The 14,047-nt window shown below is 64.5% G+C and carries 15 protein-coding genes; 1 reads left to right on the forward strand and 14 read right to left on the reverse strand.

The window, feature by feature from the left end; translation table 11 throughout:
- Nucleotide 1 precedes the first annotated feature (1 nt).
- The 12 genes from pnp to rimP all read right to left on the reverse strand — a co-directional run bounded on the left by pnp (nt 2) and on the right by rimP (nt 11,626).
- Nucleotides 2-2,374, reverse strand: coding sequence for a polyribonucleotide nucleotidyltransferase (gene pnp, locus ASG11_RS06565; protein WP_055776751.1), 2,373 nt, complete (start codon nt 2,372-2,374; stop codon nt 2-4).
- 233 nt (nt 2,375-2,607) lie between these two features.
- Complete coding sequence (gene rpsO / locus ASG11_RS06570) at nt 2,608-2,877, reverse strand: 30S ribosomal protein S15 (RefSeq protein WP_055776754.1); 270 nt, start codon at nt 2,875-2,877, stop codon at nt 2,608-2,610.
- A gap of 19 nt (nt 2,878-2,896) precedes the next feature.
- The gene (gene truB / locus ASG11_RS06575; RefSeq protein ID WP_055776758.1) at nt 2,897-3,853 is read right to left on the reverse strand and encodes a tRNA pseudouridine(55) synthase TruB; all 957 of its coding nucleotides are present in this window, start codon (nt 3,851-3,853) and stop codon (nt 2,897-2,899) included.
- 6 nt (nt 3,854-3,859) lie between these two features.
- Nucleotides 3,860-4,444: a thymidine kinase gene (locus tag ASG11_RS06580; protein WP_055776762.1), complete on the reverse strand. Its 585-nt coding sequence runs from the start codon at nt 4,442-4,444 to the stop codon at nt 3,860-3,862.
- Nucleotides 4,444-4,836, reverse strand: a complete 393-nt coding sequence (locus tag ASG11_RS06585) for a type II toxin-antitoxin system VapC family toxin (protein WP_055776765.1) — start codon at nt 4,834-4,836, stop codon at nt 4,444-4,446. The genes ASG11_RS06580 and ASG11_RS06585 overlap by 1 nt, the downstream gene beginning before the upstream one ends.
- On the reverse strand, nt 4,833-5,099 hold the full coding sequence (locus ASG11_RS06590) for an AbrB/MazE/SpoVT family DNA-binding domain-containing protein (RefSeq protein WP_055776768.1): 267 nt from the start codon (nt 5,097-5,099) through the stop codon (nt 4,833-4,835). Before ASG11_RS06590 ends, ASG11_RS06585 begins: the two co-directional genes overlap by 4 nt.
- 31 nt (nt 5,100-5,130) lie before the next feature.
- The gene (gene rbfA, locus ASG11_RS06595) at nt 5,131-5,532 is read right to left on the reverse strand and encodes a 30S ribosome-binding factor RbfA (RefSeq protein ID WP_055776770.1); all 402 of its coding nucleotides are present in this window, start codon (nt 5,530-5,532) and stop codon (nt 5,131-5,133) included.
- Nucleotides 5,533-5,580: 48 nt separating this feature from the next.
- Nucleotides 5,581-8,286, reverse strand: coding sequence for a translation initiation factor IF-2 (infB, locus tag ASG11_RS06600; RefSeq protein ID WP_055776773.1), 2,706 nt, complete (start codon nt 8,284-8,286; stop codon nt 5,581-5,583).
- Nucleotides 8,283-8,999 carry a DUF448 domain-containing protein gene (locus ASG11_RS06605; protein ID WP_055776776.1) on the reverse strand — a complete coding sequence of 239 codons (717 nt, stop codon included), beginning with the start codon at nt 8,997-8,999 and terminating at the stop codon, nt 8,283-8,285. Before ASG11_RS06605 ends, infB begins: the two co-directional genes overlap by 4 nt.
- Before the next feature lie 207 nt (nt 9,000-9,206).
- On the reverse strand, nt 9,207-9,434 hold the full coding sequence (locus ASG11_RS06610) for a tautomerase family protein (RefSeq protein ID WP_055776779.1): 228 nt from the start codon (nt 9,432-9,434) through the stop codon (nt 9,207-9,209).
- Complete coding sequence (gene nusA / locus ASG11_RS06615) at nt 9,434-11,035, reverse strand: transcription termination factor NusA (protein WP_055776783.1); 1,602 nt, start codon at nt 11,033-11,035, stop codon at nt 9,434-9,436. Before nusA ends, ASG11_RS06610 begins: the two co-directional genes overlap by 1 nt.
- A gap of 3 nt (nt 11,036-11,038) precedes the next feature.
- A complete protein-coding gene (gene rimP, locus ASG11_RS06620; RefSeq protein ID WP_055776786.1) occupies nt 11,039-11,626 on the reverse strand; it encodes a ribosome maturation protein RimP in 588 nt (195 codons plus the stop codon).
- A gap of 229 nt (nt 11,627-11,855) precedes the next feature.
- Between rimP and ASG11_RS06625 the strand changes: the two genes are divergently transcribed.
- Nucleotides 11,856-12,986, forward strand: coding sequence for a PQQ-dependent sugar dehydrogenase (locus ASG11_RS06625; protein ID WP_055776788.1), 1,131 nt, complete (start codon nt 11,856-11,858; stop codon nt 12,984-12,986).
- A gap of 127 nt (nt 12,987-13,113) precedes the next feature.
- Here ASG11_RS06625 and ASG11_RS06630 read toward each other — a convergent pair whose 3' ends face one another.
- Both ASG11_RS06630 and ASG11_RS06635 read right to left on the reverse strand, forming a co-directional pair.
- Nucleotides 13,114-13,494 carry a PaaI family thioesterase gene (locus ASG11_RS06630; protein ID WP_055776790.1) on the reverse strand — a complete coding sequence of 127 codons (381 nt, stop codon included), beginning with the start codon at nt 13,492-13,494 and terminating at the stop codon, nt 13,114-13,116.
- Complete coding sequence (locus ASG11_RS06635) at nt 13,494-13,931, reverse strand: PaaI family thioesterase (RefSeq protein ID WP_055776793.1); 438 nt, start codon at nt 13,929-13,931, stop codon at nt 13,494-13,496. The genes ASG11_RS06630 and ASG11_RS06635 overlap by 1 nt, the downstream gene beginning before the upstream one ends.
- Nucleotides 13,932-14,047: the final 116 nt, after the last annotated feature.

Raw genomic sequence — 14,047 nt, forward strand, 5'->3', positions numbered from 1 at the left:
CTCAGTCGCGATCCCCCGTCAGGAACGCCGGGGCAAATTCCGGCGCGGGGCCGTTATCGTCCGAACGCTCGGCGCGCGGCGCGCGCTCGCCGCCACCATCGCGGCGGGGCCCACGGCCACCATCGCCGTCACGGCGCGGGCCGCGATCGCCACGGCCTTCACCGCGACCGCCGCCATCACCACGTGGACCACGACCGCCATCGCCGTCACGACGCGGACGATCGCCACGCGGACGATCGCCGCCTTCGCGGGTTTCGCGCGCCGGGCGTGTGTCTTCCAGCTCGGCACCGGTTTCCTGATCGACGACGCGCATCGACAGGCGAACCTTGCCGCGCGGATCGATCTCGAGAACCTTGACCTTCACGGCCTGGCCTTCCGAAAGAACGTCGGAAACCTTCTCGGTGCGCTCGTTGCGGATTTCCGACACGTGGACGAGGCCGTCCTTGCCGCCCATGAAGTTCACGAACGCGCCGAAATCGACCAGATTGACGACCTTGCCGTCATAGACCTTGCCGACTTCCGCTTCTTCCACGAGGCCCTTGATCCACTTGATCGCGGCTTCGATCTGCGCGTGATCGTTGGACGAAACCTTGATCACGCCCTCGTCGTCGATGTCGACCTTGGCGCCGGTCTGCGCGACGATCTCGCGGATCACCTTGCCGCCGGTGCCGATGACTTCACGGATCTTCGACTTGTCGATCGTGATCGTCTCGATGCGCGGAGCGTGCGAGGACAGTTCCTCACGGGTGTGATCCAGCGCCTTGGCCATTTCGCCCAGGATATGCGCCCGGCCTTCCTTGGCCTGTGCCAGTGCCTGGCCCATGATCTCTTCGGTGATGCCGGCGATCTTGATGTCCATCTGCATCGTGGTGATGCCTTCGGACGTGCCGGCGACCTTGAAGTCCATGTCGCCCAGGTGATCCTCGTCGCCCAGGATGTCGGACAGGACGGCGAAGTCCTTGCCTTCCAGGATCAGGCCCATTGCGATGCCCGAAACCGGGCGCTTCAGCGGCACGCCGGCATCCATCATCGACAGCGAACCGCCGCAGACCGTCGCCATCGACGAGGAGCCGTTGCTCTCCGTGATGTCGCTGAGGACGCGGATCGTGTAGGGGAAATCCTCCTTCGAGGGCAGCACGGGGTGCAGCGCGCGCCAGGCGAGCTTGCCATGGCCGACTTCACGACGGCCCGGCGCACCGAAGCGGCCGACTTCGCCGACCGAATAGGGCGGGAAGTTGTAGTGCAGCATGAAGTTTTCGTAGCTGAGGCCGTTCAGGCCGTCGATCATCTGCTCCGCGTCGCGCGTGCCCAGCGTGGTGGTGCAGATCGACTGAGTCTCGCCGCGCGTGAACAAGGCCGAGCCGTGCGTACGCGGCAGGAAGTGCACCATCGCTTCGATCGGACGGATCTGCGTGGTGGTGCGGCCGTCGATGCGCTTGCCGTCCTTCAGGATGGCACCGCGGACGATTTCCGCTTCCAGCTTCTTCATCAGCTTGCCGGCGGCCATCTGGTCCTGCGGGGCGGCGTCCGAGAACGCATCCTTGCCCTTGGCGCGGGCGGCGTTCAGCAGATCCGAACGCTTGGACTTGTCGGTCACCTTATAGGCGGCGGCGATGTCCTTGCCGATCAGCTTCTTCAGCTTGTCCTTGGCGGCCGACAGGTCAGCCTGCTCGGCCATTTCCCACGGCTCCTTGGCGGCGACTTCGGCCAGATCGATGATCAGGTTCGCGGCTTCGCGGCACGCCTTGTGGGCGAACTGCACGGCACCGAGCATGACCTCTTCCGAAAGCTCCTTGGCTTCGGATTCGACCATCATCACGGCGTTGCCGGTGGCGGCGACGACGAGGTCGAGTTCGCCTTCCTTGATCTGGTCGAGCGTCGGGTTGAGGATGTACTCGCCGTCGATGTAGCCGACGCGCGCGGCGCCGATCGGGCCCATGAACGGCACGCCCGAGATGGTGAGCGCGGCCGATGCGGCGACCATCGCCAGCATGTCCGGCTCGTTCTCGCCATCATAGCTCAGCACCTGGGCGATGACGTTGATTTCGTTGTAGAAGCCTTCCGGGAAGAGCGGACGGATCGGGCGATCGATCAGGCGGCTGGTCAGCGTTTCCTTTTCGGTCGCGCCGCGCTCACGCTTGAAGAAGCCACCGGGGATGCGGCCGGCCGCGGAATACTTTTCCTGATAGTGAACGGTGAGCGGGAAGAAATCCTGCCCTTCCTTCACGGTGCGTGCGGCGGTGACGGCGCACAGGACGACGGTTTCGCCCAGCGTGGCGAGCACGGCGCCATTGGCCTGGCGTGCGACGCGGCCGGTTTCCAGCGTGAGCGTCTTGCCGCCCCACTGGGTGCTTACGGTTTTGGTATCGAACATTGTGTTTCCTTCAACGCCAACGGCCAGATGCCGTTGGGGCCTATGTGCGAACCAATGTTGGTTCGACTTCATTTCCACAGCCGTTCGGGCTGAGCTTGTCGAAGCCTAAGCCCGTACCCTTCGACAAGCTCGGGGCGAACGGTGGTGGTGTTGCCGGGCAGGGTGGCCGAATTGCCGCCATGCCCGAAAAGCGAAACGGCCCCCTTTCGGGAGCCGTCCGTTGTTGATTGGGGTTACTTGCGCAACCCAAGCTTGGCGATCAGATCGGTGTAGCGCTGGCCGTCCTTGTGACGGAGATAATCCAGCAACGAGCGACGCTTGTTGACCATCATCAGCAGCCCGCGGCGCGAATGGTTGTCCTTCTTGTGCGTCTTGAAATGCTCGGTCAGGTTGCGGATGCGCTCGGTGAGGATCGCGACCTGAACTTCGGTGGAACCGGTGTCGCCGGTGGCGCGGCCGTGATCCTTGACCAGCGCGTCCTTGCGCTCTGCGGTAATCGTCATGTGTGTTCTTCCTTCGACATCAATCCAGATTGAAGCCCCGGACGACACGGACCTCATGGTCCTGAACCGCTACCAGCGCGACCGGAGTGTTCCCGATGCACGCGAAATATTGGCCATCGTCTGCGGCGATCCCGACCAAAACACGCCCCTGTCGGAGCGCCCCTGCCTGGTCGGGGGTGAGAGGAAGGGCCGGGATGTCGTCCAGCGCCGCCCTCAAGGGCAAAGTTACGTCTTCTAGCGCGCGTGCCATAGCCAATTCGGTCAGTTTGTCCAGCGATATCGCGTGTTCGAGGTCGAACGGCCCGGCCTTGGTGCGGCGGAGCATGGTGACGTGCCCGACCGTGCCGAGCGCGATGGCGATGTCGCGCGCCAGGCTGCGGATATAGGTGCCCTTGGAGACATGGGCGGTGAGGGTGACCTCGTCTACCGTCGCCCCGGCGGAGGCCGGGGCCGCCGCGTTCGGGGCAAACGTCACGCCATGCTTTTCAACGGCCGTGGCCTCCGCCGGGGCGACGTCGAGCGCGTGGATCGTCACCGATCGACTCGCCAACACGACCACTTCCCCCGCGCGCGCCAGATCGTAGGCGCGCTGCCCATCCACCTTCAGCGCGGAATAGGCCGGCGGTATTTGCTCGATCGGCCCGGTGAAGAGCGGCAGCACCGCCGCGATCTCCAACATGCTCGGACGCACCCCACTGGCGCCAACTTCGACACCTTCCAGATCCAGCGTATCCGTCTGCACCCCGAACCGGATCGTGAACTCGTATATCTTGTCGCTGTCGAGCATGCGGCCAGCCAGCTTGGTCGCCTCGCCGACCGCGATCGGCAGCACCCCGGTCGCCAACGGATCGAGCGTGCCGCCGTGCCCGACCTTGACCTTGTCGTATCCGCCTTGGCGCAGCGCGCGTTTCACCGCCGACACGCCCTGCGTCGATCCAAGCCCCAACGGCTTGTCGAGAATGATCCAGCCATGCATTCCGGATCAGCCCCGCGACGCGCGGAAGGCTTCGGAAAAATGCCGCCGGCACAACGCGACATAACGGTCGTTGCCGCCGATCTCGGTCTGCCGCCCCTCGGCGACCGGATCTCCGCTGGCATCGACGCGCAGGTTCATCGTCGCCTTGCGCCCGCATACGCAGACCGATTTGATCTCGACCAGCGAATCCGCGATCGCCAGCAACCGCGCGGATCCTTCGAACAACTGCCCTTGGAAATCGGTGCGCAACCCGTAGGCAAGCACCGGCACGTTGTGCACGTCCGCCAGTTCGGCGAGCTGATCGACCTGTTTGGCGGTCAGGAACTGGGCCTCATCGACCAGCACGCAGGCCGGCAACGCCTCGCCCTCGCGGTGGACGATCGCGAGCAGATCGGTGTCGCGCTCGAACGCGATGGCGTTTTCGTGCAGACCGATGCGCGACGTGATCGTGCCCGCGGCGAACCGATCGTCTACGCCCGCGGTGAGCAGCACCGTCCGCATGCCGCGCTCGCGATAATTGAAATCGGCCTGCAACAGGTTGGTCGATTTGCCCGCGTTCATCGACGCGTAGTAGAAATAGAGCTTGGCCATCAGGTGAGCGTTTCGATTTCAATAGGGGCACCGGTGCCGCTTTTGGCTTCGATACCGCGATCGAACGTGGCGAACGCTCCGATTTTCGCTGCGGATGCCAAATGGATCATATCTGCCAGATCGGCACCCTCGCGATAACGGCCGATAGCCCACAAAACGATTGGCAGCCGCGCCACAATAACGCCGTTGAGGTTAACGACCAGCTGAAGTGCATCGGCCACCTCGGCCCGTGGGAAACGATACCGACTTTGTAGAACCCATCCCGTTTCAAGCAAAACACTTAGCGATACGAAAAGCGGCGCCCGAAGCATCAGCGCCCGCGCTGCCGCCACCTGTGCGTCGTCGTCATCCAGCACCAGCCGCAGAATGACGTTGGTATCGACGGCTATCAACCTTCGTCGCGCTCATGCCAGAGCCGGTCGAAGTCCACGGTCATGTCCTCGATCGCGACAGAAGGCCCGAAATATTTTGGCATGCGTTTGCGGAACTCGTCATAACTGATGGTTTCGCGCGGCAGTTCGGGCGCATCGAGCACGATACGTCGGCCGACCCGAGACAAGATCAGCTTCTCACCGGCTTTCAATTGTAAGGCATCGCGAACGTCTTTCGGAATGACGATCTGACCCTTTGACGAAATAGAAATCTCGATGCTCATGCTGGTAAGATGCGTCTTACCGCGCCCGGTGTCAATCCTCGGCGCTGCTCGTCAAATCCCGCGCAACCTTCGGATCGCGCAGCAGCTTGTCGATATGGCTCCCCTCGTCGAAGCTTTCGTCGGCGAGGAATTTTAGCTTCGCAGCGTACTTCATCTGCACCCGAGCGGCGACTTCCCGCTGGAGGTAGGCGGTGTTCGTACGCAGCGCCTTCAGCACCTTTTCCTCGTCCTTGCCGAGCAATGGCTTGATGAACACGGTTGCGTGGCGGAGGTCGGGCGACATGCGCACTTCGGTGACCGTGACCATGTGCTTGGCCAGCGTCTCGTCATGCACATCGCCGCGCGCAAGGATATCGCTCAGCGTGTGACGCATCTGTTCGCCCACGCGCAGGACGCGGACGGAGCGGGCTTCCGGGGTTTCGGCAGACTTCATATTGGAAACCTTAGCCCTCTCCCGCAAGAACGAGAGAGGGCTTTTAGATTACAGCGTTCGTTCGCGAAGTTCGACTTCGAACGTCTCGAGGAAGTCGCCCGCCTTGATGTCCACGAAGTTCTGCGTGAACGTCACGCCGCATTCCAGGCCGGCGCGCACTTCGGCGACATCGTCCTTGAAGCGACGCAGCGAGGCGATCTCGCCTTGGTAGATGATGACATCCGCCCTGGTGATACGCGCCTTGAGCGCCTTGCGGATGATCCCCTCGGTGACCAGGATACCGGCCGCCTTGCCGTGCTTGCCGGCCGAGAAGACCTCGCGGATTTCGGCGCGGCCGACGACCGTTTCGAACGCCTCGGGGCCGAGTTCGCCCGCCATGCCGGCGCGGATCTCGTCGGTCAGCGTGTAGATCACGTCGTAATATTTGAGCGCGACCTTCTGACGTTCGGCGATCTCGCGCGCCTTGGCATTGGCGCGGACGTTGAAGCCGATGATCGGCGCGCCGGACGCCCCAGCAAGAGTCACGTCGCTCTCGGTGATCCCGCCGACGCCGGCATGCAGCACGCGCGCCTTGATCAGATCGGTCGAGATCTTGTTGATCGCATTCACGATCGCCTCGACCGACCCTTGCGTGTCGGCCTTGACCACCAGCGGATATTCGATCGCCTGCTTTTCCTTCAGCGCCGAGAACATCGATTCCAGGCTCGCCGGACCACCGCCGGTGCGCTTGGAGGTGATGACGCCCTGACGATAATCGGCGACCTCACGGGCACGCGCCTCGTTCTCGACCACCGACAGCGGATCGCCCGCGCGGGGCACGCCGGAGAGCCCGAGCACCTCGATCGGCATCGACGGACCCGCTTCCTTGATCTGCTGTCCCTTGTCGTTGGTCATCGCGCGGACCTTGCCGCTTTCCGCACCCACGACGAAGATGTCGCCGACCTTTAGCGTACCGCGGTTCACGAGGATCGTCGCGACCGGGCCACGGCCCTTGTCGAGCTTCGCCTCGATCACGGTGCCCTCGGCCGGGCGATCGGGATTGGCCTTCAGTTCGAGCAGTTCGGCCTGCAGCTGGATCTTCTCGATCAGCTCGTCGAGCCCGGTCTTCTGCAGTGCGGAGACTTCCACGTCCTGCACGTCGCCCGACATCTCCTCGACGATCACCTCATACTGCAGCAGTTCCTCGCGGACCTTCTGCGGATTGGCACCGTGCTTGTCGACCTTGTTGATCGCCACGATCATCGGCACGCCGGCCGCCTTGGTATGATTGATCGCTTCGATCGTCTGCGGCTTTATGCTGTCGTCCGCCGCCACCACGAGCACGACGATGTCGGTCACGTTGGCGCCGCGCTGGCGCATTTCGGTAAACGCTTCATGGCCCGGCGTATCGAGGAACGTGATCTTCGACTTGTCCTTCAGCGTGACCTGATAGGCGCCGATATGCTGCGTGATGCCGCCGGCCTCGCCCCTGACCACATCGGTGCCGCGCAGGGCATCGAGCAGCGAAGTCTTGCCGTGATCGACATGGCCCATGATCGTGACGACCGGAGGACGCGGCTTCGCGTTCTCATCGACATCCTCATGCGTGTCGTTGGTCAGGTCAATATCGGAATCGGCGACGCGGACGATGTTGTGGCCGAATTCGGTGACCAGCAGCTCCGCCGTGTCCTGATCGATCGTCTGAGTCATCGTGACGGGCATGCCCATCTTGAACAGCGTCTTGACCAGATCCGCGCCCTTTTCGGCCATGCGATTGGCGAGTTCCTGGACGGTGATCGCTTCCGGCACGACGACGTCGCGAATCTGCTTGGCCTGGGCCTCGCGCGGGCCGCCGAGACGACGGTTTTCCTTCTCACGCGCACGTTTCAGCGCGGCGAGCGAGCGCGCACGGGCACCATCGCCATCGTTCAGCGCACGATTGACGGTCAGCTTGCCGCCACGACGTTCGTCGCCGGTGCGGCCGCGCGACGGCGTCTGCTGCGGACGCTGCAGCGTCTCGCCGGCGCGCTTGATCGGACTGCCCGGGTTTGCCGGGGCCGAGGGCGACGCGGTCGTGCTGGCCGGGGTCTTTTCCTCGGGCGCGGCGACCGGAGCGGGCGCTGGCTTGGGACGCTCGGGGCGCGGCACGGGCGTGAAGCGACGCGGCGCGGGCATGCTCGGATCCAGCCCGAACGTCAAAGGCGGAGGCGGCGCAGGCGGCGGCGGTGGGGCCACCGGCTCCGGCGCTGGGGCGGCGTCCGGCGCGGCCGCGGCAGGTGCCGCGGCGACTTCGACCGGGGCGGCCGCCGGCTGCGGCGTTGGGTCCGGTGCTGCGGGGCTGTCGGCGGCATCACCGGCGCGGCGTGCTTCCTCCGCCCGCTTGCGTTCGGCTTCCTGCGCCTCGGCACGATCGCGCTCTTCGCGACGGCGCGTTTCCTCCAGGGCGTTCATGCGCGCCTCGTCGGCTTCGCGCAGCAGCTTGGTCTGCAGTTCCTGGCGGGACAGCAGCGAGTTGGCGGGTGACTGGGCCGGCGCGGGCGCGGGCGGCGGCGGCGCGGGCGGTGCCGCGACCGGTGCCGGAGCGGCTTCCTCGACGGCCGGCGCTTCCTGCGCGGCGCCAGGCCCCAGGATACGGCGGCGCTTCACTTCCACGACCACGGTGTTCGAACGGCCATGGCTGAAGCTCTGCTTCACCTTGCCCGTCTCGACCGTGCGCTTCAGCCCCAGCGGCGCGCGCATGCCCAGTTTCGGCTTTTCGTTGTCGGTATCGCTCACTCGTATTCCTCGTAATGTTCGGTGGCCGAATTTTCACCGGCCTCCGTGGGGGACGCCGATGCGCCCTGCGAGGCCGTTTCGCAAGGCGTGGAAATTGGGTCAGGGCCGATGAAATGCAGCCAGCGGTCGAGCGTTTCACGCACGCGCTTTGCAGCATCGGGATCAGTCAGGCCGATATGTACCACATTCTGCCTGCCCAGTGCCACGGCCAATATGGTGCGCGGGACAGGCAGAACCAAGCCCCTGACGTCTTCGCCCTCGCGATCGGAGCCGACGCGCCATGCCTGATCGAGCTTGCGGTTGCCGTCCGTGCCGGCATCACAGGCATGGAGCAGCAGGTGCAGCTTGCCGGAACGCGCGGCCGTTTCGATCTTCTCGGCACCGGAGAACAGTCCGCCGGAGCGCGATTCGAGGCCGAGTCGATCGAGCGCTGCGCGTTCCAGTGCGGCTTCGATCTTGGCGGGGAGATCGTTGGGAATCGCTATCGGTCCGATTTTGAACGCGCGGGCCAGCGCGCCCCTCAGCTTGCCCTTCAGAATGGCGGTTTCGAGTTCGGCCCTGGTCACGCCGATCCATGCGCCACGGCCGGGGGCCTTGGCGCGAACGTCGGGCAGCACATCGCCGTCCGGGCTGAGCGCAAGCCGCACGAGCGCGGCGCGCGGCGCGCGGTCGCCGAGCAGAATGCAGCGGCGGATGGGGTCGGCGGCGGTCATGCCGGGTTCACTCGACAACTGCCGGCATGCTGAACCTGTTTTAAAATCCAGGTGCGATCAGCTGATTCAGGGACGGTGTCCGGCTGACCGACGAGCGCGCATGGATCCTGAAACGCTTTCAGGATCACGGAAACGCGTACGGGTACGTAGACCCCGGAACAGGTCCGGGGTGACGAAGCGTTCGCGGATGGCTGAAGCCCTAGCGCCTCATCGTGGGGGAACCGCATGCGCGTCCTCCCTTTTCGGCGCGTCACGGTCGGCGATCAGCTGACCGCCCGCGCCGTAATTCTCCGTGCTCACTTCCTCGATCACGATCTGCACCGCTTGCGGGTTCTTGCCGAGGCGCGCGACCAGGCTGGCGGTGACGTCGGCGACGATCCCAGCTTTCTGGTCGCGGCTCGCCGAGCCCGAGATGCGGATGCTGACGAACGGCATCAGGCTTTCGCGTCCTCATCCACGGCTTCGTCTTCGAACCAGTGCGCACGGGCAGCCATGATGATCTCGTTGCCCTGCTCGTCGCTCAGGCCATATTCGCCGAGTACGCCGCCCTTGTCCTCGGGGCGCTTGTTCTCGGTTTCGGCGCGGCGACGCTGTTCCTGACGCTTCTTCTGGACCAGTTCGTCGGTCGCCAGATCGGCGAGATCGTCGAGCGTGAGGATGCCGGCCTTGCCCAAAGTGACGAGCATCGCCTCGTTGAGGTGCGGCAGCGCGGCGAGGTCGTCCGATACGCCCATCTCGCGACGCGTGGCGCGGTTGGCTTCCTCGCGGCGCTCCAGCGCTTCGGTGGCGCGGCTTTGCAGCTCGGCGGCGAGATCTTCGTCGAAACCTTCGATCGTCGCGATTTCGGCGGCCTCGACATAGGCGACCTCTTCCAGCGCGCCAAAGCCTTCGGCGACGAGCAGCTGGGCCAGCGTCTCATCGACGTCCAGCTCGGTCTGGAACATCTCGGTGCGCTCGAGAAATTCCTTCTGGCGCTTCTCGGACGCATCGGCCTCGGTCAGGATGTCGATCGCCTTGCCGGTCAACTGGCTGGCGAGGCGCACGTTCTGGCCACGACGGCCGATCGCGAGGCTGAGCTGATCGTCGGGGACGACGACCTCGATGCGATCCTCTTCCTCGTCGATCACGACGCGCGATACGCTGGCGGGCTGAAGCGCGTTGACGACGAAGGTCGCGGTGTCCGGCGACCAGGGGATGATGTCGATCTTCTCGCCCTGCATTTCCTGCACGACGGCCTGCACGCGACTGCCCTTCATGCCGACGCAGGCGCCGACCGGATCGATCGAGGAATCATGCGAGATGACGCCGATCTTGGCGCGCGAGCCCGGATCGCGCGCGGCGGCCTTGATCTCGATGATGCCGTCGTAGATTTCCGGCACTTCCTGCGCGAACAGCTTCTTCATGAAATCGGGGTGGGCGCGGCTGAGGAAGATTTGCGGCCCACGATTTTCGCGGCGGACGTTGAGGATCAGCGAACGGATGCGATCGTTGACGCGCACCACCTCGCGCGGAATTTGCGCGTCGCGGCGAATCACGCCTTCCGCACGGCCCAGATCGACCACGACGTGACCAAACTCGACGCGCTTGACCACGCCGGTAATGATCTCACCCATGCGATCCTTGAATTCCTCGAACTGGCGCTCGCGCTCGGCATCGCGGACCTTCTGGAAGATCACCTGCTTGGCGGCCTGCGCGGCGATGCGGCCGAATTCGATCGGGGGCAGCGGATCGACGATGTAATCGCCGACGACCGCACCGGCCTGAAGCTTCTGCGCTTCCTTCAGGTTCACCTGCTTGAAATAATCGTCGACCGCCTCGACCACTTCGACGACGCGCCACAAGCGCAGGTCGCCGGTCTGGCCGTCCAGCTTGGCGCGGATGTCGTTCTCGGCACCGTAACGCGAGCGGGCGGCACGCTGGATCGCGTCCTCCATCGCCTCGATCACGATCGCCTTGTCGATCATCTTCTCGGTCGCGACGGCATTCGCGATGGCGAGCAATTCGGCCTTGTTGGCGGAAACGGCGCTGAGAGCCATGATTTATCCTTCGTCCTTGATATCGGCGCTTTCCAGCGCCTCTTCGTCTGTGTCTTCGATGTCGTCGGTGTCTTCGATCTCTTCTTCCTCGACGCCGTCGAGCGAAAGCGGGCGCGTCGCGGCGATCAGCGCATCGGTCAGCACCAGCTTGGCGTTGCCGACCTGCTCGAACCCGATCGTCATCAGGCCATGCTTCGGCAGGTCGATCGTGATCCAGTCGCCTTCAACGCCCTTGAGCGTTCCGGTGAGCACCTTGCGGCCTTCGATCGGCGCGGCGAGGTGGATGCGCGCTTCGTAATCCGCCCAGTCGGCGAAATCCTTGAGTCGCGTCAGCGGGCGATCGATGCCCGGCGAGGAGACTTCGAGACGATATTCGCTCTCGATCGGGTCCTCGGCATCCATCACATCGGAGATGCGGCGCGACAGTTCGGCGCAATCGTCGATCGTCAACTGGCGCGTGTCCGGGCGCTCGGCCATCACCTGCAGAGTGATGTCGCCCGCGCCGCCGAACAGCTTCACACGCACGAGATCGAAGCCGAGGGCCTCGGCTTCGGGTGCGATCAGCGCGGTCAGTTTGGCGATGTCGGCCAAGTATGTTCCAGACATGAGAGTCAGACAAAGAGGAGCGGCGCCGGAACCGGGTGGCTCCAGCCTCTTCACCTGACGATGTAGAGAGTGAGCGCGATATAGTCCGGTCATGGCGTGGTGGCAAGCGCTCACCATGGTATGTAATTTTCCGTTGCTGGTCTGTGCGGCCTCGCGAACCCCGGAACAAGTCCGGGGTGGCGGGGGTATGGCTGCAAAGATCCGGAGAAATTCGATGAAGTCCAGTTTTCTGCTCGCCGGCCTGATGGTCGGTACCGCTTGCTCCGCCGCGCCGCAGGGGGACGTCCCGGCTGCAAATGCGAGCAAGCCGTTCAACGAAACCGTCGTCGCCGATTTCGATTCGCCCTGGGCGATGACGTTCCTGCCCGACAAGCGCATGCTGGTGACGGAGAAGACCGGCGCGATGCTGCTCGTCTCGGCGGATGGAAAGACGCGGCAGACGGTGGCGACCATCGGCGTCGATTCGGCCGGGCAGGGCGCGTTGATGGACGTGGTGCTCGCGCCCGATTTTGCGTCGAGCAAGCGGGTTTATTTCAGCTATTCTGCGGCCGGAGAGGGCGGCAAGGGCGTGGTGCTGGCGCGCGGACGGCTGCGCGCAGATGGCAGCGGCGGTGAGCGGCTCGGCGAGATCGAGGTGCTGTTCCGCGCGACTCCGTTCGTTTCGGGCAACGGCCATTATTCCGGGCGCATCGCCTTCTCGCCGGACGGAAAATATCTGTTCTTCTCCAATGGCGAGCGGCAGAAGTTCGATCCGGCGCAGGATCCGAAATCCACGCTCGGCAAGGTGCTGCGCCTGACCCTGGACGGCAAGCCGGCGCCGGGCAATCCGCTCGCCGCGCAGGGGTTCAACCCGGCGATCTGGTCGTACGGCCACCGCAACCTGCTCGGCATCGCATTCGATGCGCAGGGTAATTTGTGGGAACAAGAGATGGGTCCAAAGGGCGGCGACGAGGTCAATCTGATCCAGCCGGGCAAGAATTACGGCTGGCCAAAGGCGTCGAACGGCAGCCATTACGACGGCCGCGACATCCCCGATCACACGCCTGGCGACGGGTTTGAGGCCCCAAAGGTGTCGTGGAATCCGGTGATCTCGCCGGGTGGGCTGATGATCTATTCGGGCGATCTGTTCCCGGCCTGGAAGGGCGATGCGTTCATCGGCGGTCTGTCGAGCAAGGCGCTGATCCGCGTCGATCTCGACGGCACGAACGCGAAGAAGGGCGGGCAATGGGACATGGGTGCCCGCATCCGCGAGGTCGAGCAGGGACCGGACGGTGCGATCTACGTGTTGGAAGATGGTGCGGATGGATCGCAGGGGCGGTTGATCAAGCTGACGCCAAAGGTTTGACCCTCCCAAATATCGTCATCCCGGCGAAGGCCGGGATATTAAGCGGTTCATGTCCCGCGCCATCCGCATGAGATCCCGGCCTGCGCCGGGATGACGATATTGGGAGGATCTGGAAGGGCTTTGAAGACTAAGGCCGCACCATCAGATAATTCATCCGTGCCGCCGCGATCGGTTTCGCGCGATCGTCCTGCCAAGCGGTCGTTTCGACATTCGCCACCCGAGTGCCGAGGCGTGTCACCAGCCCCTTGCTGTAGGTCAGTTTGTCCCGCCCACCGCGCATGAAGTCTACGGTGACATTGATCGGCTTGATTCTGCCGCCGCCCTCACCCGCCAGCGCCCGGCGCAATGCGACGATCGCGGCCATCTCCATCAGGCCGCTGATCGCGCCGCCGTGCAGGAAGCCGGGGCGGCCCAGCACGCCATCGGCATAGGGCATGATCAACGTGCAGCCCTCGGCATCGTCGGGATCGACGCTCAGCCCGAGCGTATCGGCATAAGGCGGCAGCATCAGAAATAGCCCTCCGGCGCCATGAAGGTGCCGGCGACGTGCGCCAGCGGATCGTCCGGATCGCCGTCATGCGCCTGACCGCGCACGAATGCGATCGAGCGGGATACGCGGTAGCATTCTCCGCGCCCGATCACCGTCTTGCCCGGCGTCGCGGGACGGAGATAATCGACGCGCAGGTCGAGCGTGGCATGTGGGCGGAAGGTGTTGAGCTTCAGCCACACCGCCATGCTGGTCGCCATGTCCATCATCGACAGGATCGGGCCGGAGGCGATGACGCCGCTTTCGGGGTCGCCGATCAGCCGGGGATCGTAGGGCATCGCCATCTCGACCCAGTTCGGCCCATGCGCGTGATAGGACAGGCCGAGATGTCGGCCATGCCCGCCGGCACCGTTCTTCAGGAAACGTTCGGGATCGAAGACGAAGGCGGGCGTGGTCATGATCGCGGCTCTACACAAGGCGCCACGAAGCGCAAACACGGCCCCCGTCCCGCACCCCAAATCGCGCGCCCAATCACGCCATTGCCGAGGGCGGCGGGGCGGGCTAGCTTAGGTTG

Origin of the sequence: Sphingomonas sp. Leaf357 (assembly GCF_001423845.1) — a bacterium.
In the GTDB taxonomy this organism is placed as follows: Bacteria; Pseudomonadota; Alphaproteobacteria; order Sphingomonadales; family Sphingomonadaceae; genus Sphingomonas.

What these genes read in the sequence shown, in the direction of transcription:
- pnp (WP_055776751.1), bottom strand. Translation starts at nt 2,374, where the DNA reads ATGTTCGATACCAAAACCGTAAGCACCCAGTGGGGCGGCAAGACGCTC.
- rpsO (WP_055776754.1), bottom strand. Translation starts at nt 2,877, where the DNA reads ATGACGATTACCGCAGAGCGCAAGGACGCGCTGGTCAAGGATCACGGC.
- truB (WP_055776758.1), bottom strand. Translation starts at nt 3,853, where the DNA reads ATGCATGGCTGGATCATTCTCGACAAGCCGTTGGGGCTTGGATCGACG.
- ASG11_RS06580 (WP_055776762.1), bottom strand. Translation starts at nt 4,444, where the DNA reads ATGGCCAAGCTCTATTTCTACTACGCGTCGATGAACGCGGGCAAATCG.
- ASG11_RS06590 (WP_055776768.1), bottom strand. Translation starts at nt 5,099, where the DNA reads ATGAGCATCGAGATTTCTATTTCGTCAAAGGGTCAGATCGTCATTCCG.
- rbfA (WP_055776770.1), bottom strand. Translation starts at nt 5,532, where the DNA reads ATGAAGTCTGCCGAAACCCCGGAAGCCCGCTCCGTCCGCGTCCTGCGC.
- ASG11_RS06605 (WP_055776776.1), bottom strand. Translation starts at nt 8,999, where the DNA reads ATGACCGCCGCCGACCCCATCCGCCGCTGCATTCTGCTCGGCGACCGC.
- ASG11_RS06610 (WP_055776779.1), bottom strand. Translation starts at nt 9,434, where the DNA reads ATGCCGTTCGTCAGCATCCGCATCTCGGGCTCGGCGAGCCGCGACCAG.
- nusA (WP_055776783.1), bottom strand. Translation starts at nt 11,035, where the DNA reads ATGGCTCTCAGCGCCGTTTCCGCCAACAAGGCCGAATTGCTCGCCATC.
- ASG11_RS06625 (WP_055776788.1), top strand. Translation starts at nt 11,856, where the DNA reads ATGAAGTCCAGTTTTCTGCTCGCCGGCCTGATGGTCGGTACCGCTTGC.
- ASG11_RS06630 (WP_055776790.1), bottom strand. Translation starts at nt 13,494, where the DNA reads ATGCTGCCGCCTTATGCCGATACGCTCGGGCTGAGCGTCGATCCCGAC.
- ASG11_RS06635 (WP_055776793.1), bottom strand. Translation starts at nt 13,931, where the DNA reads ATGACCACGCCCGCCTTCGTCTTCGATCCCGAACGTTTCCTGAAGAAC.